General features: G+C 40.7%; 1 protein-coding gene. It reads right to left on the minus strand.

Annotated features, from left to right (window positions below):
- The coding region (locus tag QD409_RS35440; protein WP_430765037.1) for a methionine ABC transporter ATP-binding protein at window positions 1-776 on the minus strand (776 nt) is incomplete at both ends.

Genomic DNA, 776 nt, shown 5'->3' on the forward strand with positions numbered 1-776 from the left:
TGATATTTGTGAAAGCAATGGTGTATTCGCTAGTTCTCCTTTGAAAATAACTCGATAAAGATTATTTCCGCCACTCTGTTTCCATTGCTGAAGCAGCGAATCAGACGGACGATCTTGTTGAACGGATTGGATAAACCGTTTTGTTGTCGGATGCTGTGGATTTGTAAACGTATCAAACACATTGCCAGTTTCGATGACCTCACCGTTTTCCATAACAGCAACCTTGTCACAAATAGTTTGGATGACATTCATCTCATGTGTTATAAGTAAAATGGTGATTCCAAACTCTTTATTTACCTTTTTTAAAAGCCGTAGAATGTCTGCCGTCGTGTCAGGATCCAATGCCGAAGTAGCTTCATCACAGATTAAGATATCCGGCGAATTAGCAAGTGCCCTCGCAATGCCGACCCGCTGCTTCTGTCCACCTGAAAGCTGTTCCGGATAGTCATTCGCTTTATCTGTCAGCCCAACGAATCTTAACAGCTCATCGACTCTTTCCTTTATTTCCGCCTTTGGCTTGCCTGCCAACTTTAAAGGATAAGCAATGTTACCAGCTACTGTTCTAGAGGTAAACAAGTTAAAGTTTTGAAAAATCATGCCGATTCGTCTTCTTAGTTTGCGTATTTCTTTTGCACTGAAGCTTGATAAATCTTCCCCTTGAATTTTAATTGATCCATTAGACGGGCTTTCCAACTGATTTACAAGTCTCAGCAATGTGCTTTTGCCTGCACCGCTAAAACCAATGATTCCGAAAATTTCTCCTTTCTGAATAGTTA

Origin of the sequence: Rhizobium sp. BR 315, from assembly GCF_050577975.1 — a bacterium.
Classification (GTDB): domain Bacteria; phylum Pseudomonadota; class Alphaproteobacteria; order Rhizobiales; family Rhizobiaceae; genus Rhizobium; species Rhizobium miluonense.